Origin of the sequence: Flavobacterium ardleyense (genome assembly GCF_033547075.1) — a bacterium.
Taxonomy (GTDB): domain Bacteria; phylum Bacteroidota; class Bacteroidia; order Flavobacteriales; family Flavobacteriaceae; genus Flavobacterium; species Flavobacterium ardleyense_A.
Map to the genome: position 1 here is coordinate 1,747,152 of NZ_CP137891.1, position 20,721 is coordinate 1,767,872.

Annotated in this window: 22 protein-coding genes; 9 read left to right on the forward strand and 13 right to left on the reverse strand. The window is 36.3% G+C overall.

Annotated features, from left to right (window positions below; genetic code table 11):
* Window positions 1–187: 187 nt before the first annotated feature.
* Complete coding sequence (locus SBO79_RS07540; RefSeq protein WP_318639809.1) at window positions 188–1,960, forward strand: MFS transporter; 1,773 nt, start codon at window positions 188–190, stop codon at window positions 1,958–1,960.
* A gap of 72 nt (window positions 1,961–2,032) precedes the next feature.
* On the opposite strand, the gene acnA is transcribed toward SBO79_RS07540, so the two are convergent.
* The 5 genes from acnA to SBO79_RS07565 form a co-directional block, all read right to left on the reverse strand.
* Complete coding sequence (acnA, locus tag SBO79_RS07545; RefSeq protein ID WP_318639810.1) at window positions 2,033–4,810, reverse strand: aconitate hydratase AcnA; 2,778 nt, start codon at window positions 4,808–4,810, stop codon at window positions 2,033–2,035.
* A gap of 404 nt (window positions 4,811–5,214) precedes the next feature.
* A complete protein-coding gene (locus tag SBO79_RS07550) occupies window positions 5,215–6,045 on the reverse strand; it encodes a hypothetical protein (protein WP_406600229.1) in 831 nt (276 codons plus the stop codon).
* Window positions 6,046–6,064: 19 nt separating this feature from the next.
* Window positions 6,065–6,883, reverse strand: coding sequence for a 3-deoxy-8-phosphooctulonate synthase (gene kdsA / locus SBO79_RS07555; RefSeq protein WP_318639811.1), 819 nt, complete (start codon window positions 6,881–6,883; stop codon window positions 6,065–6,067).
* Between the two features lie 49 nt (window positions 6,884–6,932).
* Complete coding sequence (locus SBO79_RS07560) at window positions 6,933–7,382, reverse strand: 2-dehydro-3-deoxyphosphooctonate aldolase (RefSeq protein ID WP_318639812.1); 450 nt, start codon at window positions 7,380–7,382, stop codon at window positions 6,933–6,935.
* Between the two features lie 3 nt (window positions 7,383–7,385).
* Window positions 7,386–7,871, reverse strand: coding sequence for a DUF4199 domain-containing protein (locus SBO79_RS07565; RefSeq protein WP_318639813.1), 486 nt, complete (start codon window positions 7,869–7,871; stop codon window positions 7,386–7,388).
* A gap of 108 nt (window positions 7,872–7,979) precedes the next feature.
* On the opposite strand from SBO79_RS07565, the gene SBO79_RS07570 reads away from it, so the two are divergent.
* The 3 genes from SBO79_RS07570 (at window position 7,980) to SBO79_RS07580 (ending at window position 9,525) form a co-directional block, all read left to right on the forward strand.
* Complete coding sequence (locus SBO79_RS07570) at window positions 7,980–8,537, forward strand: YeeE/YedE family protein (RefSeq protein WP_318643481.1); 558 nt, start codon at window positions 7,980–7,982, stop codon at window positions 8,535–8,537.
* Window positions 8,538–8,541: 4 nt separating this feature from the next.
* Window positions 8,542–8,955 (forward strand): DUF6691 family protein, encoded by a 414-nt coding sequence (locus tag SBO79_RS07575; RefSeq protein WP_318639814.1) that lies wholly within the window; start codon window positions 8,542–8,544, stop codon window positions 8,953–8,955.
* An 84-nt stretch (window positions 8,956–9,039) separates the two neighbouring features.
* Complete coding sequence (locus SBO79_RS07580; protein WP_318639815.1) at window positions 9,040–9,525, forward strand: lipocalin family protein; 486 nt, start codon at window positions 9,040–9,042, stop codon at window positions 9,523–9,525.
* A 57-nt stretch (window positions 9,526–9,582) separates the two neighbouring features.
* On the opposite strand, the gene SBO79_RS07585 is transcribed toward SBO79_RS07580, so the two are convergent.
* Window positions 9,583–9,858 (reverse strand): ATP-dependent Clp protease adaptor ClpS, encoded by a 276-nt coding sequence (locus tag SBO79_RS07585; RefSeq protein WP_318639816.1) that lies wholly within the window; start codon window positions 9,856–9,858, stop codon window positions 9,583–9,585.
* A 31-nt stretch (window positions 9,859–9,889) separates the two neighbouring features.
* Window positions 9,890–10,726, reverse strand: a complete 837-nt coding sequence (prmA, locus tag SBO79_RS07590) for a 50S ribosomal protein L11 methyltransferase (protein WP_318639817.1) — start codon at window positions 10,724–10,726, stop codon at window positions 9,890–9,892.
* A 96-nt stretch (window positions 10,727–10,822) separates the two neighbouring features.
* Between prmA and SBO79_RS07595 the strand changes: the two genes are divergently transcribed.
* Window positions 10,823–12,046, forward strand: a complete 1,224-nt coding sequence (locus SBO79_RS07595) for a porin (protein WP_318639818.1) — start codon at window positions 10,823–10,825, stop codon at window positions 12,044–12,046.
* A 237-nt stretch (window positions 12,047–12,283) separates the two neighbouring features.
* On the opposite strand, the gene tpiA is transcribed toward SBO79_RS07595, so the two are convergent.
* The 5 genes from tpiA to SBO79_RS07620 form a co-directional block, all read right to left on the reverse strand.
* Window positions 12,284–13,039, reverse strand: a complete 756-nt coding sequence (tpiA, locus tag SBO79_RS07600) for a triose-phosphate isomerase (protein WP_318639819.1) — start codon at window positions 13,037–13,039, stop codon at window positions 12,284–12,286.
* A complete protein-coding gene (locus SBO79_RS07605; protein WP_318639820.1) occupies window positions 13,039–13,539 on the reverse strand; it encodes a TlpA family protein disulfide reductase in 501 nt (166 codons plus the stop codon). The genes tpiA and SBO79_RS07605 overlap by 1 nt, the downstream gene beginning before the upstream one ends.
* Before the next feature lie 30 nt (window positions 13,540–13,569).
* Window positions 13,570–14,646 (reverse strand): ABC transporter permease, encoded by a 1,077-nt coding sequence (locus tag SBO79_RS07610; protein WP_318639821.1) that lies wholly within the window; start codon window positions 14,644–14,646, stop codon window positions 13,570–13,572.
* 323 nt (window positions 14,647–14,969) lie between these two features.
* Window positions 14,970–16,070 (reverse strand): BT_3928 family protein, encoded by a 1,101-nt coding sequence (locus SBO79_RS07615; RefSeq protein ID WP_318639822.1) that lies wholly within the window; start codon window positions 16,068–16,070, stop codon window positions 14,970–14,972.
* A gap of 2 nt (window positions 16,071–16,072) precedes the next feature.
* Entirely contained in the window at window positions 16,073–16,621 is a 549-nt protein-coding gene (locus SBO79_RS07620; protein WP_318639823.1) for a DUF1599 domain-containing protein, read from the reverse strand.
* Window positions 16,622–16,752: 131 nt separating this feature from the next.
* Between SBO79_RS07620 and folP the strand changes: the two genes are divergently transcribed.
* Window positions 16,753–17,580 (forward strand): dihydropteroate synthase, encoded by an 828-nt coding sequence (gene folP, locus SBO79_RS07625; RefSeq protein WP_318639824.1) that lies wholly within the window; start codon window positions 16,753–16,755, stop codon window positions 17,578–17,580.
* Between the two features lie 4 nt (window positions 17,581–17,584).
* Here the strand turns inward: folP and rlmH are convergent, their stop codons facing one another.
* On the reverse strand, window positions 17,585–18,058 hold the full coding sequence (rlmH, locus tag SBO79_RS07630; protein ID WP_318639825.1) for a 23S rRNA (pseudouridine(1915)-N(3))-methyltransferase RlmH: 474 nt from the start codon (window positions 18,056–18,058) through the stop codon (window positions 17,585–17,587).
* Window positions 18,059–18,411: 353 nt separating this feature from the next.
* Between rlmH and nadC the strand changes: the two genes are divergently transcribed.
* From nadC to SBO79_RS07645, 3 genes are read left to right on the forward strand one after another with little or no spacing between them, the layout of a single operon-like run.
* A complete protein-coding gene (nadC, locus tag SBO79_RS07635; RefSeq protein WP_318639826.1) occupies window positions 18,412–19,269 on the forward strand; it encodes a carboxylating nicotinate-nucleotide diphosphorylase in 858 nt (285 codons plus the stop codon).
* A gap of 10 nt (window positions 19,270–19,279) precedes the next feature.
* The gene (locus SBO79_RS07640; RefSeq protein WP_318639827.1) at window positions 19,280–20,206 is read left to right on the forward strand and encodes a YihY/virulence factor BrkB family protein; all 927 of its coding nucleotides are present in this window, start codon (window positions 19,280–19,282) and stop codon (window positions 20,204–20,206) included.
* Between the two features lie 56 nt (window positions 20,207–20,262).
* Window positions 20,263–20,706: a DUF2147 domain-containing protein gene (locus SBO79_RS07645; RefSeq protein WP_318639828.1), complete on the forward strand. Its 444-nt coding sequence runs from the start codon at window positions 20,263–20,265 to the stop codon at window positions 20,704–20,706.
* The last annotated feature ends 15 nt before the right edge of the window (window positions 20,707–20,721 follow it).

Here is a 20,721-nt window from a genome sequence, read left to right on the forward strand (position 1 = left end):
GGAGTAGAACGGGATTATTTTAGATAATTACAATCAGCCTAGTAAAGTACAAAACTAGTTGCACGTAGGAATCGCCTAAAAAAATCTTACTGACTAAGCATTTTTAATTGTATTTTCGTTTTGCGAAAAAATAGGTTTAAAATCTAAATCTACAATAAATTCAAAAAACGATTTTTTAAAATATTCTATGGAAAATACTCCCATCAAAACCAACTATCCTGCATTATATACATTAATTACGGTATTTTTCTTCTGGGGATTTATTGCGGCTGGAAACAGCATCTTTATTCCGTTTTGTAAATCATACTTCTCTCTAGATCAATTTCAATCTCAATTAATTGACTTTGCTTTCTATACTGCTTACTATTTAGGTGCTTTAATTCTTTTTGCCTTTGGGGCACTTAACGGAAAAGACCTTGTAGGAAAATGGGGTTATAAAAAGAGTATCGTCTACGGCTTATTATTTTCGGCCTTGGGAGCGGGAGCAATGATCGTTGCGGTAGAAGCAAACCTATATACAGGAATGCTTGTCGGACTTTTTATAGTAGCTCTTGGATTTTCACTTCAACAGACTGCGGCAAATCCTTTTGCCATTCTGCTAGGAGATCCTAAAACCGGTGCTAGTCGGGTGAATCTTGGTGGAGGAATCAACTCCTTTGGTACGACGATTGGCCCTCTCGTAGTAGCATTTGCATTATTTGGAACTACCGCGACGGTGAGTGACGATCAGATTGCCGCACTCCCGCTAGACAAAGTGGTGATTTTATACATTGGAGTTGGGTTGCTATTTGTAGCCGCCGCCGCAATGTTTTGGTTCTCAAAAAAAGTACCTGCTACAATTTATGATGAACCGATTGAAAAAGCTAATAAAGCTTTGAAAACTCTAATCGTAATGACCGTTTTGTTGGTATTGGCCTTCGCTCCAGTTTTCCTGAGTTACAAAAGTGATTCGGCAATTGCGATCGAAAAACTTCAGACAGAAAATAATGTACTTACCACCTCAACAGAAGTCGTAGGCTCAGATATTACAATCATTTCGACCGAAAACATTGAAGAAACAATTCAAAAAAATAATGCTGAAATTGCCGCGATTTCGCATCCACTTGAGCAACAACGAATGTTATGGCTTGTTGGAGCTCTTGTAGTTGTAGTTGGAGGTCTTTTGTTTGCTAATGCGCGTGCAATAAAAAAACCAGAAGGTTGGGGTGCCATGCAATATCCACAACTCGTCTTGGGAATGCTAGCTATCTTTACCTACGTTGGGGTAGAAGTGGCTATTGGAAGTAATCTGGGCGAATTGCTGAAACTTCCAGAATTTGGATCTCATCCCTCTTCGGATATCGCACCTTATGTATCGATGTATTGGGGGAGTTTGATGATTGGAAGATGGGCGGGCGCGATTACAGTTTTTAATTTAACTGGCATTAAGAAAACTATTGCTCTAATTATAGTTCCTCTAATCGCTTTTGCGATTATTATTGGAGTCAATACGCTTGCTAATAAAGATATGACGCCGTTATATTACTATGTATTCTGTGTTTTTATCCAGATAATTGCAATGTTTTTATGCAAAGACAAACCCGCGCGAACCTTGTTAATTTTCTCGATATTGGGTGTAATTGCCATTGTGATCGGACTGATGACCGAAGGTACAATAGCAATTTACGCAATTCTTGCGGGCGGTTTGGCTTGTAGTATTATGTGGCCGGCAATTTTTAGTTTGGCGCTCTTAGGCTTAGGAAAATACACTGCACAAGGATCTGCTTTCTTGGTAATGATGATTTTGGGAGGAGGAATTATTCCGCCAATTCAAGGAAAATTATCTGATATTGCTGGGGTAGGAATTCAAATGTCTTATGTAATTCCGCTTTTGTGTTTTGGCTATTTAGTCTATTATGCAGTGGCTGTAAAGGGAATTTTAAAACGTCAGAATATTGATGTGGATGAGGTTGTAGTTTAAATCTCGAATATAGTATAAATAAAATAGCCTCCGTTTTAATGTGGAGGCTATTTTTTTTGGTGGTTCTGACGATTATTTCTTCAGAAATTCTCTCAACACATATTGCAAGATTCCTCCATTTCGGTAGTACTCAATTTCTATGGCCGAGTCTAGTCGTGCAATAGCTTTGAAGTTAATTTGCGTTCCGTCTTCTCTTTCTGCCCGAACATCAACTTCCTTCAAAGGTTTTAAATTTGCTTCCAAACCAGTGATCGAGAAAACTTCTTTTCCTGTCAATCCTAGACTTGCTGCTGTCTGTCCAGGAAGGTATTGCATTGGCAAAACGCCCATACCCACAAGATTGCTGCGGTGAATACGTTCGTAACTTTCGGCAATTACCGCTTTTACACCTAACAAAATTGTTCCTTTGGCAGCCCAATCTCGAGAAGAGCCACTTCCATATTCTTTCCCCGTCAAGATTACTAAGGGCGTATTAGTCTCTTTGTATCGCTGTGCAGCATCGTAGACAAACATTTCTTCGCCTGTGGGTAAGAACGTTGTAAAGCCACCTTCTTTGGTTGCAATTTGATTTTTTATTCGAACATTAGCAAAAGTTCCACGCACCATTACTTCATCATTTCCACGTCTCGAACCGTAAGAATTAAAATCTTTTTTATCAATACCTCTACTCATCAAGTATTGACCAGCAGCTGAGTCTTCAGAAAATTGACCAGCAGGCGAAATATGGTCAGTGGTGATGCTATCTCCCAAAACCATTAAGGCTCGAGCATTTGTAATATTATTAATTGCTTCAGGCATTGCTGAAATATCTTTGAAAAACGGAACTTCTTTCACGTAAGTGGATTCATCATCCCACTGATACAATTTGTCTTCAGGAACTTCAAGATTTTGCCAAATTTCATTTCCTTCGAAAATTTCGCTATAGCTACTCTCAAAATCTGCTGGAGTTAAAACTTCGCGCATTATATCATTGATTTCTTGATTAGTAGGCCAAATATCCTTTAAAAATACCGGTTGCTGATTGGGATCGTAATTTATTGGCTCATTTATCAAATCGATGTCAATTCTTCCCGCCAAGGCATAAGCCACCACTAGCATCGGTGACATCAGGAAATTCATTTTGACCTGTGGATGAATACGTGCTTCAAAGTTTCGATTGCCCGAAAGAACCGAAGCTACAACAAGGTCATAATCATCAACAGCTTTCGAAATATAGGGAGGTAGCGGGCCAGAATTTCCAATACATGAAGTACAGCCATAGCCTACAAGGTGAAATTGTAGCGCTTCGAAATCATCCATCAAATCTGCTTTTTCGAGGTAATCAGTTACTACTTTTGATCCTGGAGCCAAGGATGGTTTGACCCACGGTCTAATATCGAGTCCGTGTTCACGCGCTTTTCTTGCCACTAGTCCAGCGCCAATCATCACGTACGGATTGGAAGTATTGGTACAAGATGTAATCGCAGCGATAGCAACGGCTCCATCTGATAATTCAAATTTTTCTTGACCGAGTGTAATCCACACCTTTTTTAGGTAATCGGCATCTGTTTCTTCTTCAATTTTAGACTCAGGTCTTTGAGTTTCGTGCTTTTCAACCGGTTGGCCACCACCTTCTGCAAACCAGTTTGAAAGTTGTTTTACCGATTTTTCCTGATAAGTTCGACCGTAATTTTCGTCCATCAATTCAATAAAACGATTTTTAAAATCTTTGAGAAGGATTTTATCCTGCGGACGTTTGGGCCCAGCTACCGTTGGTTCTATGGTTGAAATGTCCAAAGTTACCGTATCTGTATAATTAATTAGATCTTCATTTTCGCGCCATAGCATATTGGCTTTACAGTAATCTTCAACTAGCGAAATCTGCTTCTTAGAGCGGTTGCTTTGCTCCATATATTCGAGCGTTTTGTGATCGATAGGGAAGTAGGTGATGGTGCTTCCAAATTCTGGCGACATATTTCCGATTGTTGCACGATCTGGCACCGAAAGATTGTCTAATCCAGGTCCAAAAACTTCAACAAATTTGCCCACAACCCCATATTTACGTAGTACTTCGGCAATAGTCAAAACAAGGTCGGTTGCGGTACATCCTAATGGAAGGTCACCTACTAGTTTTAGTCCGATTACTTCTGGCATAATAAAATACAGCGGTTGACCGAGAATGGCAGCTTCCGCTTCAATTCCACCAACTCCCCAGGCTACTACTCCAATCCCATTAACCATCGGAGTATGGCTATCAGTCCCTACAACTGTGTCTGGAAATACTTCGCCATTGCGTTCAATAACTCCCTTTGATAAATATTCGAGGTTTACTTGGTGGCAGATTCCCATTCCTGGAGGAACTACACTAAAGTTATTAAAGGATTTCTGTGCCCATTTTAAAAAAGAATAGCGCTCTTGATTTCGCTTGTATTCTTCCTCCATATTTTTCTCTAAGGCATATTTAGTTCCAAAATAATCTACTTGTACTGAATGGTCAATTACCAAATCTACAGGAATCAGAGGATTTATTTCTTCTGCATTTTTTCCTTGTCGCGCAGCTTCTGCTCTTAATGACGCAATGTCTACAACGGCGGGAACTCCAGTAAAATCTTGCATCAACACGCGAGCTGGTTTAAACGGAATGTCTTTGTCAGAGCCGACTGGAGTCCAATGTAGTAAAGTTTCGATGCTTTCTTTGGTAATCGCAAAATCATCGTAATTTCTTAAAACGTTTTCTAATAATATTCGGATGGAAAACGGCAGTTTGTTGATATTATAGCCTTGATTTTGAAGTTCGGTTAAGCTGTAATAAGTAAAAGTGTCACTTTTGGTGGTGAGTAACTTTTTGACTTTGTAAGGATCTTTGTCCATAGTTTATATTTTTTTATAGTTCGAAATCTTTGGTTAATAGCGAATTAATTAAGTTTATTCAATATCGAAATAAGAGATGCTTTGGATATTAAATTTATCTAAGATTGATCTCTGACCTTGTAAGGAAAAAAACTTGTTACTGTTAAAGATACTTAATTTTTAAAAAAATTACTATTAAAGCTACGTTAACATATTTTTTGTAATCTGATAAATAGCTGTGTTTAAAGTCAGAATTGGCCTGAAGCTATTTTGTTAGAATTTCATTGCTAAAGCTCCAATGTAGAATTCTCGCTCCCCTTATTTGGAGCGGGCTGGGGGAGAGATCTTGCTGCGATTTTATCCAAGTAAAAAAGCCTCTTATCCGAAGACAAAAGGCTTTTTAAAAAAAACTTTTTATAAAGATTCTAAATGCGAAAAATTCCTCCGAGAACTATATTTTGCTGAAAAAAGTTAAAGTGCTGCGAAGCACTGTCCGTTTTATCTGCCGTAGTACGGATGTCTTGCATATTAATATAACCTCCTTTTAACTCTGCTTGAATAAAAAAGTGTTTCAAAAAGGTTAGATTTAGACCAGCTTTCAAGCTTGCACCATATCCAGAAACGTGGAATTCGTCGTAACGCTCTCTTCCCATAAGCGTGGTGTTTGTCTTTGGATAAAGCAATCCGATTCCTGCGCCTACTACAGTATTAACTTGTAAATGGTCTGTATTTAAATTGAAAATCCTACTGATATCGTCCAATCTTGAGAGCTCTGTATTAACGTAATTCAGACCATCTGTATGCTCGAACATCAGAAAATCTTCGGTCATAACCTTTGGTTCGTTATCATAAAAAACGCCATCAATGGTCCCGGTGATATTCACCGTTTGATTTTGCACCATCACATATTTCATGTGATCAACACCAAATGAAATACTATATCGATCTGTAAAATAATAGCCCATCCTAAAATTTGTTTGCGGAATGGTCATCCGTGTTGGATTGATATAATCAATATGAAACCCTTTTGGCTTATCTTCGGCAAGCACATTGTCTAAGGTAAAATTATAATTATCACCTTTAAAATTAATATCGGACCTCGAATAATTTGCAATATTTCCACCCCAGTTTACAAAGAATTTTCCTTTGTTATATGCGGTGTATTTTTCAATTGGATTTTGCTCCTCTTGTGCGGCTGTTTGAGTTGTATTAGCTAGGAATAAAATGCTAAAGACAATAAGAATGCTATTTTTCAAAGCGTGGAAATATTGAGTATTAAAATGACTGAACAGTTTTGCGGATTGCGACAAGTTTTGTCATTAACTGCTCAAAATATTGAATATCTAACATATTGGCACCGTCCGATTTTGCATTTGCAGGGTCAAAATGAGTTTCGATAAATAGTCCGTCAACGCCTACTGCGATTCCTGCTTTGGCGATCGTTTCGATCATATCAGGACGACCGCCCGTAACGCCAGAAGTTTGATTAGGTTGCTGAAGTGAGTGTGTAATATCCAAAACAGTAGTAGCAAATTCTTTCATTACAGGAATTCCACGAAAATCTACAATCATATCTTGGTAACCAAACATGGTCCCGCGATCTGTAACCATCACGTTCTGATTGTTGGAATCTAACATTTTCTGAACGGCGTGCTTCATACTTTCTGGACTCATAAACTGTCCTTTCTTTAGGTTGACAGTCTTTCCTGTATTGGCCGCAGCCACCACAAGATCAGTCTGTCTAACCAGGAAAGCTGGAATCTGCAGAATATCTACGTATTCGGCCGCCATTGCCGCATCTTCATTAGTATGAATATCAGTAACCGTAGGAATTTCAAAACGTTTGGACACTTGCGAAAGAATTTTCAACGCTTTTTCATCTCCAATACCTGTGAAACTATCAATTCTTGAACGATTTGCTTTTTTAAAGGATCCTTTAAACACAAAAGGAATCTTTAATTTGTCGGTAATTTCGACAAGTTTTTCGGCGATTCTGAAAGCCATATCTTCTCCTTCGATGGCACAAGGTCCAGCAAGTAAGAAAAAGTTGTCACTATCAAGATGCTTTATATTTGGAATATTGTTCAGATTCATCTGTTATAAATTTGTTTGCAAAGATACCACTATCAAATGCAAATTTTTGTTAAGGATTTTTAATTGTAAAGCCCAATGGGACTTCGAGAATTCCACGCTCGTAAATATTGAAGTATAGAATTTTAGGTTTGTTGAGTCCAGGATAAGTTAACTGGTAAACATCAAGAAATCCAGCACCTAATTCGCTATGGGTAGATGGAAAAGGACAGCAACTTTCTAATTTCTTAAATTTAATTTCCTCCCCATTTGGTCCAGCCAAAGCATTCAGAAACCGTTCGGCATTTAGATTTTCGTCTTTACTATTTTTGTAAAATACATTTATAGGAAAGTCTTTGTTATACCCATACTTTGCATCTTTACTATAAGTTTTTAATACAAAAGAGTTTTGCTTTGTAAGCGTTGGAATTGGCGCTTGATTGTCGATATTCTGAATTGTATTTTTGGTGCTAACACATGCACTAAACGACAGCAATATCATTAGAACTATTATTTTGCGCATTTTCTATTTGTTTTTTTTGGTCTGAATAATATAAGCAATTACTGCCGACGTAACAACTCCCATACTCAGCGACCCTCCTATTACTTGCAAAAGATAGCTTTGAGTGTTAAAGTAGCTTTGTGCCTGTTCTACTGTGTATACTTTACTAGCAACAGCATAATCTATCATATTTGAAAAGAATGAAGGACTCACTATATTTACCGTAAGGTAAAAAACAGGAATAGCTAGAAGTGCTACAAAAACGGTCATTATGGCCCCCGCTATAAAAGCTTCTTTCCAATGAATAATACTATGGTAGGCCACTATTTTTTTTTCGCGTAGTGCAAAATAGTAGATGATTATTCCAATGAAACTAAAAAGTGTGCTGTAAAGTGGATGTTTACTAACATGAACATCGTGCCATCCCATTTCTTTTTCAAACACCATCCACGCCAAGGATGCAATTGAATAAATAAAAGCCCACTTAATTTCTATTTTATATTTTAACATTATAACTATTACTTAAAGAAAGCAAATTTAAGCTTATTTTTAGAAATCGGCTGTAACGATGCAGAAAGGATTCCCTATTTTTGCAGTGAATTTAAAAAAATTTAAATGATGGAGATTATTTCTCAAACCTGGCCGTGGTATATCTCAGGTCTTTTACTAGGCTTAATGATGCTTCTCCTTGTTTATTTTGGTAAAACCTTTGGGGTGTCGAGCAACTTACGCTCACTATGTGCCATAGCTGGAGCAGGAAAATCTGTTCCTTTCTTTAATTTTGATTGGAAGGCACAACGTTGGAATCTGTTTGTGATACTGGGAGGAATGATTGGTGGTTTTATTGCCGTTCATTTTATGAGTGATCCAACTAACGTAGATATAAATCCGCAGACAATTTCTCAGTTGCAAGCTATGGGTATCGATGCTCCCAATGGGAAATTAATGCCCGATGCATTATTTGCAAATGAGGTGTTTACAAACCCAGGCACCATGTTGATCTTACTGGTAGGTGGGTTGTTAATTGGTTTTGGAAGTCGTTATGCTGGAGGATGTACTTCGGGACATGCTATTTCTGGACTGAGTAATTTGCAAATTCCATCGCTAAAAGCTGTGATTGGATTCTTTGTTGGTGGTTTGATAATGGTGCATTTACTGTACCCCCTAATTTTTTAATTTTATGAAATACTTTAAATATCTTTTAGTAGGAATATTTTTTGGAATTGTCTTGACAAAATCTGAGGCGGTTTCTTGGTATAGAATATACGAAATGTTTCAATTTCAGTCTTTCCATATGTATGGTATAATTTGTACTGCAATTGTAACCGGTATAATTGGTCTTCAAATCTTTAAAAGAGCGGACGTCAAAGATCTTGACGGCGAAAAGATAGTAATCGCTGACAAGGATCCCGGAAATTACCGATATTGGATTGGTGGAATTTTGTTTGGTTTAGGTTGGGGTCTTGTGGGTGCCTGCCCTGGGCCAATCTTTATTATGCTTGGCGCTGGATTTTTGCCGCTAATTATTGTTCTTTTTGGAGCACTTGTAGGAACTTACTGCTATGGTTTGTTAAAAAATAAGCTTCCTCATTAAGATGATTTTAATATAATTTTTCAAAATATCAAATATATTTTCTCGTAATTTGAACGATAACTAATTAACTAAAAAAATCTTATTATGAAATCATTTAAAATTTTAATCGCTACGGTGGTTTTATCAGCATTTACATTAACATCTTGTAGTAGTGATGATGACAATGTTCAAGTTCCAACTTCTATCGTAGGAAAATGGAATTACTCTATGGATGTAACACAAACGAATGTTGGTACAAGCGTTGGTCCAGAAATTATTGTAGAATACACTGGCGATGAACCAGGTTGCAACCGTGATTTCTTAGAATTTAACGCAAACATGAGTGTACGCAAAGGTGTGTATAATAAAAATGTGCAGAATGTTTGTACAGAAGATGCAATTTCTGGTACATATACTAAAACAGGAGATCAAATTACTATTAATCTGCCAGTAACTGGAGAAGATATGGAAGAGTACAATGGTACATTTAAAATTACAAAATTAAATAGCAGCCAACTTTCGTTAGAGAAAAAGTTTGTTGATGGGGAAGTAACGGTTATTAGAACAAGACTTCTTACAAAATCAATCTAAGTTGTTATTATTATAGTATAAACAAAAAGTCCTGATGCAGATCAGGACTTTTTTGTTTTAAACTATTTCGGCGCTTAGACCAGCTTCTAATAAACTACTGCATTGGGGAATAAGATCTTTCATAATTCCCGTCTTTACGGCGCATTTTCCGACGTAGTGAATTATCAATGAACATTGCTCCGCTTGTTCGGGAACATGATTACACACTCGCATTAGAGTCTCAATCACGTGATCAAATGTATTTACGTCATCGTTATAGACAATTATTTCATTGTTTAAAATTGCTTTTGTTTCGCGCGTACTCTGTTCTCTCACTTTTTCTTTAACACTCATAATTAATAAGATTAAATTAAACCAGTATTTTTTACTTCTTTAAAAATTTAAGTGCAACCCAATTGTTGCGATCCAATCCTTTCACAAATTCTAGTCCATTTTGGTTGCAGGATTCGGTAATAGCTTCAATATCTTCTTTATAAAACCCACTTAGTAATAAAGTGCCTCCCTTATTCAAACTTTTGGAGTAAGCAGCCATATCATTTAGCAAAATATTTCTATTAATATTCGCAATTATAAGATCATAGGATTTTCCTTCTAATAAAGCTGCCTCACCTTCGTAAACAGTGATTTCTTTACAATTATTGCGCTCTACATTTTCGATACTGTTCAGATAGCACCAATTGTCAATATCAATGGCATCAATAGGAGCGGCTCCCTTCATTTCGGCAAGAATTGCGAGTATGGCCGTTCCACAGCCCATATCCAAAGTTTTTTTTCCTTTTACATCAAGGTCCAAAAGATGCTGAATCATCATATGAGTTGTTTCGTGATGTCCTGTCCCAAAACTCATCTTCGGTTCTATCACGATATCATATTCTGCGTCTGTCTTAGGGTGAAAAGGTGCTCGTACATGGCATTTTCCATCAACATCAATCGGATCAAAATTCTTCTCCCATTCTTCATTCCAGTTTACCGCTGGAATTTCTTCCATAGTATACGAAATTTTAAATTCTGGGGATTTCAAAATCATGATGTCTTCCAGCATTCCATCTTTCCACAAAGATTTTTGGATATAAGCCGAAAAGCCATTATCGGTTTCAGAGAAACTCTCAAAAGGCTTCTCACCTAATTCGGCAATTAAAATTTCAGATCCCAATTCCTTTGGCTCTACCTCAAACTGAAATCCTAAATATATATGTGACATAAGAACTTAATTTTTTATTGTTACAAAGATAACAATAGCTTTCAAAAGATTGGATGTATAATAAATAATTATAGTTTTGCAGAAACTTGATTTTTAATGAAACATTTATTTTTAATTGCACTACTTGCAATGACTTTTAGTGTGAACTCTCAGACTTCTGAAACAACTAACGCCGAAACTATACTAGAAAAAGCCGAAACAAGTCCTTACTTCTCCCACAAGAAGGGTCTCGGTTTTACCGCTCCGGACAGTATATATCAAATTAATCTACGTTTTAGAATGCAAAATCGTGCCACCTACTATCAGGTGGAAGATGGGGAAGATTATTTTGATGCAACTATAAAGAGATTGAGACTGCGTCTAGATGGTTACGTTTTCAGTCCTAAAATCGAATATTCTTTGCAATTATCCTTCGCCTCTGGCGATGTGGGAACGGTGAAGGACGGTGATAATGTAAATATAATACGTGATGCAATAGTCGCTTACAGTCCTACCGAAAATTGGAAATTTATATTTGGGCAAACCAAACTTCCCGGAAATAGGCAACGCACTAATTCATCTGGATCCTTGCAACTTACCGATAGGAGTATTAATAATGCTAAATTTACGATAGATCGCGACTTTGGAATTCAGGCGTATTACCTAAATGAAGATTTAGAAAAATTCTCCTACAACCTAAAAGCAGCAGTGAGTTCTGGTGAAGGACGTAACAGCAACAAATCTGCAAATGATGGTGTAGCGGTTACCGCTAAAGCAGAGCTTTTTCCCTTTGGAGCTTTTGAAAAGGATGGAACCTATTTTGAAGGTGATTTAGTTCGCGAAAAGTCACCAAAATTACTTTTGTCAGGAGGATTTCAGCAAAATAATCACGCGCTGCGTACTCAGGGTCAATTAGGTGACGACTTATTTGATGCTCGCACTATCAAGTCGGTTTTTATCGACGCCATGGTCAAATATCAAGGTTGGGCTGCCATGTCTGCCTATATGTCTCGCAATACTTCCGAAAGTGCTTTTACTACAAATCCACTTGATACTTCCGATTTTAATTATGTGTACACTGGAAGTGGTTTTGACTATCAGTTGAGTTATATTTTTAAGAATAATTACGAAGTCGCGGGACGGTATTCATTGCAAAAAGTACATAGAGAAATTGAACAATTAGCTCCCGATAACAAGCAATTAAGTTTTGGAGTAACCAAATATATCTGGGATCACAAGTTTAAACTTCAAACTGAGCTTACTTATGATATGCTGGATTATTACGATGGAAGCTCCAAAAATAATTACTATGTTCGTTTTCAGGTCGAAATTGGAATTTAGAAAATATTGGAATATATAGAAAAAGGTCTTCGTAATTGAAGACCTTTTTTTTATTTTTATTTGGAGCTTTTTGCTTCGCCAGTTCGTTTTGCTCGAGTCCCGCTTTTAACTCCCAATGTTTTCTGAAAGAGCCATAAATGGATTTGCTTCGCCAGTTCGCTGTCCTCGGGTTCGGTACAATCGAGGCTAGGGCACTTGAGCGATAATTAGTAAGTCGTATTAATAAGAAATGAGAAATTACTTCGCCGCCGCCACAATTGCCGCAAATGACTTCGCATCCAATGCCGCGCCACCAATCAGACCGCCATCAACATCTTCTTTGCCAAAAAGCTCTTCGGCATTGTCGGGTTTCACACTTCCACCGTAGAGGATAGCAAGGTTTTCGGCAACATCGCGACCGTACTTCTGACGAATCACTTCTCTGATAAAAGCGTGCATTTCCTGAACTTGCTCTGGAGATGCCGTTTCGCCCGTGCCAATTGCCCAAACAGGCTCGTAGGCTAGAATGATGCGCGCAAAATCACTAGCTTCCAAATGAAAAAGTCCATCGCGCAGTTGATGCTCTACGATATTTTTGTAATTATGATCTTGCCTATCTTTCAATTCTTCGCCAAAACAGAATATCACTTCCATTTCGTGTTTCATCGCTGTAGAAACTTTGTCGGCGATAATTGAGTCGGTCTCGTGAAACATAGCGCGTCTTTCTGAGTGTCCTAGAATAACGGTATTCACTCCGATACTTTGAAGCATACTAGCTGAAATTTCTCCAGTATAAGCGCCACCTTCTGCCTGATGCATATTTTGTGCAGCGACATCAATATTAATAAATTCAAGATGATCTACAGCCGAAGCCAAATTTGTAAAGGTTGGTGCAACAATTATTCTCGTGGTACTTTCACTAGGAACAAGCTCAATTAATTGATTAATTAAATCTTCGGTTTCTTCGGCATTTTTGTGCATTTTCCAATTTCCAGCGACAATTTTCGTTCTCATTATTTTATGTTTTTTAAAGTCTCTTTTATTTTATCAAAGTCAGTCTCGATTGCATTATAAAGTGCAATTTTACCGTCTCTGTCTACTATTATATATCTAGGAATCCAATTTACGTCAAGCGATTTGGCAAATGCGCCTTTCATACCTTCTTCGGCCCAATAGTGAGCTCCTTGGATGTTATGCTGCTTAATTCCTTTTTTCCAAGCTTCAGAATTTTTGTCCATAGACAAGAAGACGTATTTTACTTCAGGATCATCTGCTTGCAATTCTTTGATTAGTGGCATTGCTTTTACGCAATCAGAACACCAAGATGCCCAAACTTCAATTACCGTCAAATTTCCCTTGTTTTTATCGAGAATTTCAGCAAAGGTAATTTTGTTGCCATTTAAATCCACGACTTGACCAGATAGTGCTTCGCTTGAAAACGACTCTCTTTCAACTTTCTTTTGGCTGCAGCCAAAAATAAAAAATGCTATAATTACAGTCACTAAATATTTCATATTCTTTCTTTTTAATACATTTAAAACAAATTAACTCAACACAATTTTTGGATCTAACCAAGCATAAATAAAATCGACCACTATATTTATAACTACAAAAGTAGTGGCAATTACAATTACTGCCCCCATAATAACCGGTAAATCTAGATTATTTAAAGCTTCGACAATTTCTTTTCCTAAACCATTCCAGCCAAAAATATATTCTACAAACACCGCACCGGCAAGCATAGAAGCAAACCAACCTGAGATTGCGGTGATCACAGGATTCATTGCGTTCTTTAGAGCATGACGCCAAATAATCTGAAATTCGCTTAAACCTTTTGCTCGGGCAGTCCTGATATAATCCTGACTCAACGTTTCTAATAGGGAATTTCGCATCAGCTGAATCACTACTCCCAATGGTCTAATGCCCAAGACGATTGCTGGAAGAATTAAATTTTTCCATTGAATATAGCTCCCATTTCCAAAATTATCTACTTCGTACAAACTTCCAGTCATATTAAGATGTGTGTAATCATGCAGTAGAAATCCAAAAATCCACGCAAATAAAATAGCCGAAAAGAAAGAAGGCACACTCATTCCGATGGAACTAAACAGTGCGATAAGTCGATCTAGCAAAGTGTTTTGATGCAATGCCGAAATTATTCCAAGAAAAATTCCGATAGCAATTGCAATCGCAATTGCTACAAAAGCAAGTATAAAAGTATTGGGTAAGGTGTTGGCAATTATTGACGAAACATTTTTACCGCTTTTGCGAAAGCTTTCTCTCAAATAAGGAGTTTTGAGAACCAAGGTGTAATTTTGTAGTGGTAGCAATTCTGCTGCATTGTATTTTCCGTCTTTTAAAAATGTATAGTCATTAGGATTTATGCTATGCAGGGAAATTGGAGACAGATCATTAATATAATACAAATATTGTATCGGCAACGATTTATCAAATCCATACTTCTTCTTTACCATTGCAAGTTGCTCTGAATTTTCATTCTGATCGAGCATCATTCTTGCGGGATCACCCGGTAGCACGTTGAAAAGAAAAAATATGATAGTGATAACCCCAAAGAGAGTTAGAATAGCGTAGCCGATTTTAAAGATTAAATATTTGAGCACTTTTGTTTAATTCTTTAATTTTTTTTTAAAAATATAGGTTTATGTGAACGCTTTTTCTTTTTCTGAAGAAATCGTACTTTTATTGCTACCGCTGAAATAATTAGCGGAATAAAAATCAGTAAACAGCCAAAAACTATATGAAAGGTATTGCCTAAAAAGGGATCTTCCCAAGTAGCGATTTTAAAAAGCATGATGTAACCTGTCGATAATAAAAAGAGCATTATCAAAATGACTTTGAAAAAATGCTCTTTTAAATACTTTCGAAAATCTGAACTAAGTGTACTCATAATAGGATGATGACCTATAAAAGTACTTAATTATTTTTACATTTTTAATTTACTAATATCATTATAGTGAACTTTTTGTCCAATAACTCCATTGTTCAAAATCACCACACTAGGATTTGCCCTTTCAATGGTTTTTAAAGTCGTTGCATCACAGAAATAATAGTCGAAAGTTACTTTAAACTCATTTTTCATAGCGGTTATCTCTTCGTCTGACGAGGCAGTCATTCCAATCACTTTATAGCCTTTTGCTTTCGCTTCTTGATTGAGTTTTTCTAGCAACGCCAATCCTTTTTTATCTGCCAATGCAAGATCATAAGAAATGAACATCATTAACTTTGGCTCTGCAAGCATCTCTTCTGTATAGTCAAAACCATCTTTTTCTATAGAAAAATCGTGAATTGGCGGTACGTACCCTTGTGTAATAACTTTATCTTCTCTACTTACAAAAGTGGCACCTTCCGGAATTTCCATCAACTGCTTGTCTGTAAATTCAGTTTTTGCACCATTTACATCATATACGAATATCATTTCGACCACGCTTTTTGGCGCATCTTCTGGGATTTCCATACCTTTTATAATATTCGTTCCCGAACTATAAGCTCTAAAATCTTTGAAAGGCAAGTGGTTTAAAACCCAATATCCCATGAAAACACATAATAATAAAGTAATTCCAACGATTACAGCATTGATTTTGTCGCTAAACAAAGGCTTGATCACTTTAATGTTAATCAGGAGAATGAGGATGAGTACAAGTAAAACGATGTCTTTATAAAAACTTTGCCAAGGGGTAAGTGGAATTGCATCTCCAAAGCAGCCGCAGTCAGTTACTTTATTAAAATAGGCCGAGTAAAAGGTAAGGAATGTGAAGAATAGTATCATGAGAAGCAACGCCCAAACCGTAAATTTTCGTTTGAAGCCGATCAGGAGCATAACGCCCAAAATAACTTCTATAATTACGGTAATCACCGCAATTGATAAGGCAAAGGGCATTAAAAACGGTAGATTTAAAACCGTTTCGCCAAAATATTCTTCAAGTTTAAAAGCAAATCCTACGGGGTCATTTAACTTTACGAGTCCAGAAATAATGAATAATATTCCAACAAAAATTCGGCAAAATTGAGTAAGTAAGACCTTCATAATTATATATCTTGATTAAATTTCATTAATATTAGAGAAAACACCGCGTAATTAATCATATCTTGATAATTTGCATCGATTCCTTCAGATACCAAAGTTTTTCCTTTGTTATCTTCTATTTGCTTGACGCGAAGTAATTTTTGGAGAATCAAATCTGTGAGCGAACTAACACGCATATCACGCCATGCCTCACCATAATCGTGATTTTTTGCAAGCATTAAATCTTTTGTGAGTGCTATTTTTTCGTCGTACAATGCTATTGCTTTGTCTGCGGATAAATCAGGTTGTGAAGCAATCCCTAAATCAAGCTGAATTAACGCCATAACCGAGTAATTGATAATACCAATAAATTCACTAGTAGCATCTTCCGCTACTTTCTGGACTTCATTTTCTTGCAAACCCCGAATGCGTTGTGCTTTTATATAAATTTGATCTGTAAGTGATGGCAATCTTAATATGCGCCAAGCACATCCATAATCATGCATTTTTGAAAGGAATAAGCTGCGGCAAAAAGCAATGATGGCATCATATTCGGCAGAAGTACTCGTCATTATATTGTATATTTGTTCTGAATTTTTTCAAAAATAAGAATAATTTTGCCAATACTCGTAGCTAGACAATCTTTATAACAGTTATGATAACAATTCTAATTTTCTAATATTTATATAGTAATACATAATTAATGACAATAAATTGCAAAGGGCAGCTAATAGACCTCTCAAACCCAGCGGTAATGGGAATATTGAACATCACTCAAAACTCTTTTTACGATGGTGGAAAATGGAATTCGATAGATAAAATTCTCAGCCATGTTCAAAAAATGCTTGCTGATGGTGCTACATTTATTGACGTAGGTGCCTACTCGAGTAAACCAAATGCCAAATTTGTCAGCGAAGAGGAGGAGCTATCACAGATTTTGCCTATTATAAAACTTTTGATCGAGAAATTTCCAAATATTCTGATTTCGGTTGATACTTTTAGAGCTAAAGTTGCCAAAGCCTGCATTCTAGAAGGTGCGGCGATGATTAACGATATCTCAGCTGGAAATCTTGATCCCGAAATGTTGCCAACAATTGCAAACTTACAAGTTCCCTATATAATGATGCACATGCGTGGTACGCCACAAACGATGCAGACATTCACGAATTATGAAAATTTGCTGCATGAAATTCTATATTATTTTTCAGAAAAAATCGCAGCTGCCAGATCTTTTGGAATCAACGACATTATTATAGATCCAGGATACGGATTTAGTAAAACGCTCTTGCAAAATTATCAATTATTACGCGAGTCGGAACAACTTCAATTATTAGAATTGCCAATTCTAGTGGGTCTATCAAGAAAATCTATGATTTACAAAGCATTAGATACTACTGCTGAAAATGCCTTAAACGGAACCACTTTTCTGCATGCAATTGCACTTACAAATGGTGCCTCCATTTTGAGAGTTCATGATGTAAAAGATGCGATAGAAGCTGTAAAACTGCACAGTTTGGTGCGCTATTCATAAATTTTTATTGGTGGTGATAAGGTTCGTTATTCAATATAGTAAAGCTCCTGTATAATTGCTCGATCATAAAAAGTCGAACCATTTGATGCGAGAAGGTCATTTGCGAAAGCGAAATTTTTCCACTTGCTTTCTCGTACACTTTGTCAGAAAAACCGTATGGTCCGCCAATTACAAATACCAAAGTTTTTAGCCCGGCATTCATTTTTTTTTGCAATTCGGCCGAAAATCCCACGCTGCTAAAACTTTTGCCATTTTCGTCGAGTAAAATCAATTGATCGGTGGGCGACAATTTCGAAAGTAACAGTTCACCCTCTTTTTCTTTCTGCTGCGCTTCACTTAGATTCTTGACATTTTTGATATCTGGAATAATTTCTAAGTCAAATTTTACATAAAACGACAATCTTTTGGTATAATCGTTAATTAATATTTGTAGCGATTTATTGTCAGTTTTGCCAATTGCAATCAGCTTTATATTCATAAAAAAAGATTTTGAAGTTTGTGCAAAAGTATATAAATCAAAATTGATTAACTGGACAATTTTTTGATCAGCAGTAGTTTTTTTTTGAAGCTATTCCTGCTTTTCATTGCAAGCTTTTTGGTCATAAACTATTTTTGTAAGCAACAAAAGGAGCTTCCTTTGGTCGCTCTTTTATTGCGACAAAAATTAGTTTCTGCCTGCAAAAGGCTTTTCATTTCAATCAGGGCTACTATAACTCTGGTAGATAAAATCGATAAAAAGATGTTAATACTATCATTATATATAGGAAGCATACGATTCTTAAATATAAGGTTCAATATTTTTGTGGTATTTTAGCATTTCAAACCAAAACTATGATTTCACAGCAACAATTTGATCACGAATTAGACCTAATAATAGCAAACGGAATTAGAGAAGATGTAGGCGATGGCGATCATAGCTCATTAGCTTGTATTCCTGCCGATGCTCGCGGAAAAGCAAAACTCCTTGTCAAAGATGAGGGAATTATTGCTGGAGTCAATTTTGCCGAAAGGCTTATAAAATATGTCGATGGCGATCTAAAAATGGAGAAATTTATCGAAGATGGTTCGCCGGTAAAATATGGTGATGTGGTATTTCATCTAGAAGGAAAATCACAATCTATCTTAAAAGCCGAACGTTTATTGCTCAATGCTATGCAAAGAATGTCGGCGATTGCAACAAAAACTAATTTTTTTGTACAACTTTTAGAAGGTACTAATACCAAAATATTAGATACTAGAAAAACCACTCCAGGAATTCGCGCTCTCGAAAAATGGGCGGTAAAAATTGGAGGTGGCGAAAATCATCGTTTTGCACTTTATGACATGGTCATGTTAAAGGACAATCATATTGATTTTGCCGGTGGCATTGGAAAAGCAATCGAAAAAACAAAACAATATCTTTTGAGCAACAATCTGGATCTCAAGATAATTGTTGAAGCTCGAGATCTAGATGAAGTTAAGCAAATTTTGGCCGCTGGCGGAGTTTATAGAATTCTACTTGACAATTTTGACTATGCGATGACTAGAGAAGCCGTTGCCATAATAGGAGATCAGAGTCTTACAGAATCTTCAGGAAACATCAATGAAAAAACGGTTCGTCAATACGCTGAATGTGGTGTAAATGCTATTTCGTCGGGCGCATTAACGCACTCAGTCTATAATATGGATTTGAGTTTAAAAGCAATTTAAAGAAAATAACTTGTCACAAGAAATAGAAGAGCAATTAGAAAAAATTCCAGTAGTTAGAAATATTGCGAAGTATTTCAAAACAGTCGAACTTCCAGGTTTGGAAGGATTGACGTTGTACGAACTTCTCGAAATTTATATTATAGGTATCATAGAAAATACGGTAACTTATAAGGCTGGCTCCATCGCTTTCAGTTTCTTTATGGCGCTCTTTCCATTCGCATTATTTATACTTAACCTGATACCGTTTATTCCAATTGAAGGATTTCAACAAGATTTTCTAAAGTTTGTCGAAGAGAGCGTTCCGCCCAATACTTATGGTGCAATCGAGTCAATTGTCAACGATATTTTAAATAATAGTTACCAAGGACTTTTGTCTACAGGTTTTATTCTTTCAATATTTTTGATGGCCAATGGCTTAAATTCCATCTTAGGAGGATTTGAAACATCGCAACACGTAATAATTAAAAGGGGGTTTTTTAGACAGTATTTTATTGCTGTAGGAATGTCGCTTCTTATTTCGTTAATCCTAATAATAACAGTTGCAGCAATTGTTGTCTTTGAGGTATTTATCAGAAGCATTCATTTGCAAGAAGCGATTAGAGTTAATCTTGATCTAATTGTAATTGTGCGCTATGTGTTTGTAATTTTAATGCTGTTAATTACGACATCTATATTGTTTAAATTTGGAACAACCCGCACGGGTAAAAGGTCCTTTATATCAGTTGGATCGGTTTTTACAACTGTATTAGTAATTGCAACGTCTTATATTTTTGCGATTTGGGTGGTAGGATTCTCTCAGTATAATCAGCTTTATGGTTCTATAGGAACACTTCTAATTGTGATGTTCTATATTTGGATAAATTGTATGATTCTTCTACTAGGTTTTGAACTTAATGCGGCAATAAATACTGCAAAACGGAAAAAACTTTTTACTTAACGTAATTCTATTGAGTTTTTTGCTATTTTTATAAAATGCATCTAAAATTCACAAATATGTTTCGTTTTTTCACATTAACTGCATTTTTATTTTTCATCTCTTTAGCTTTTTCACAAAAGAGTACTGTTGTTGGCCATTGGAAAACGGTAGATGATAAGACGGGCAAAGCTTTATCAATCATAAAAATTTATGAAAAGGATAATGTTTTCTACGGAAAAGTTGTCGATATTTTAGATCCTAAGGCTAAAAAGAAACTATGTGAAAAATGTCCTGGAGAAGATCAAGGTAAACCGTTTCTGGGTCTTGTGGTGATGAGTGGGCTTAAAAAGAATGGCAAAGAGTACTCGGGCGGAAAAATACTTGATCCTCTAAATGGAGACTTTTATAAATGTTACATCACCTTAGAAAATGATGATAAATTAAAAGTTAGAGGATATATTGGATTTGCAATTTTTGGCAGAACACAATATTGGTATAGAGCCGAAAATTCTAAGCTTTAAAATCCCTGATCATGC

What these genes read in the sequence shown, in the direction of transcription:
- SBO79_RS07595 (WP_318639818.1), top strand. Translation starts at nt 10,823, where the DNA reads ATGAAACATTTATTTTTAATTGCACTACTTGCAATGACTTTTAGTGTG.
- SBO79_RS07575 (WP_318639814.1), top strand. Translation starts at nt 8,542, where the DNA reads ATGAAATACTTTAAATATCTTTTAGTAGGAATATTTTTTGGAATTGTC.
- folP (WP_318639824.1), top strand. Translation starts at nt 16,753, where the DNA reads ATGACAATAAATTGCAAAGGGCAGCTAATAGACCTCTCAAACCCAGCG.
- nadC (WP_318639826.1), top strand. Translation starts at nt 18,412, where the DNA reads ATGATTTCACAGCAACAATTTGATCACGAATTAGACCTAATAATAGCA.
- SBO79_RS07570 (WP_318643481.1), top strand. Translation starts at nt 7,980, where the DNA reads ATGGAGATTATTTCTCAAACCTGGCCGTGGTATATCTCAGGTCTTTTA.
- rlmH (WP_318639825.1), bottom strand. Translation starts at nt 18,058, where the DNA reads ATGAATATAAAGCTGATTGCAATTGGCAAAACTGACAATAAATCGCTA.
- SBO79_RS07540 (WP_318639809.1), top strand. Translation starts at nt 188, where the DNA reads ATGGAAAATACTCCCATCAAAACCAACTATCCTGCATTATATACATTA.
- prmA (WP_318639817.1), bottom strand. Translation starts at nt 10,726, where the DNA reads ATGTCACATATATATTTAGGATTTCAGTTTGAGGTAGAGCCAAAGGAA.
- SBO79_RS07615 (WP_318639822.1), bottom strand. Translation starts at nt 16,070, where the DNA reads ATGAAGGTCTTACTTACTCAATTTTGCCGAATTTTTGTTGGAATATTA.
- SBO79_RS07560 (WP_318639812.1), bottom strand. Translation starts at nt 7,382, where the DNA reads ATGCGCAAAATAATAGTTCTAATGATATTGCTGTCGTTTAGTGCATGT.
- SBO79_RS07565 (WP_318639813.1), bottom strand. Translation starts at nt 7,871, where the DNA reads ATGTTAAAATATAAAATAGAAATTAAGTGGGCTTTTATTTATTCAATT.
- SBO79_RS07620 (WP_318639823.1), bottom strand. Translation starts at nt 16,621, where the DNA reads ATGACGAGTACTTCTGCCGAATATGATGCCATCATTGCTTTTTGCCGC.
- acnA (WP_318639810.1), bottom strand. Translation starts at nt 4,810, where the DNA reads ATGGACAAAGATCCTTACAAAGTCAAAAAGTTACTCACCACCAAAAGT.
- SBO79_RS07605 (WP_318639820.1), bottom strand. Translation starts at nt 13,539, where the DNA reads ATGAAATATTTAGTGACTGTAATTATAGCATTTTTTATTTTTGGCTGC.
- tpiA (WP_318639819.1), bottom strand. Translation starts at nt 13,039, where the DNA reads ATGAGAACGAAAATTGTCGCTGGAAATTGGAAAATGCACAAAAATGCC.
- SBO79_RS07645 (WP_318639828.1), top strand. Translation starts at nt 20,263, where the DNA reads ATGTTTCGTTTTTTCACATTAACTGCATTTTTATTTTTCATCTCTTTA.
- SBO79_RS07580 (WP_318639815.1), top strand. Translation starts at nt 9,040, where the DNA reads ATGAAATCATTTAAAATTTTAATCGCTACGGTGGTTTTATCAGCATTT.
- kdsA (WP_318639811.1), bottom strand. Translation starts at nt 6,883, where the DNA reads ATGAATCTGAACAATATTCCAAATATAAAGCATCTTGATAGTGACAAC.
- SBO79_RS07585 (WP_318639816.1), bottom strand. Translation starts at nt 9,858, where the DNA reads ATGAGTGTTAAAGAAAAAGTGAGAGAACAGAGTACGCGCGAAACAAAA.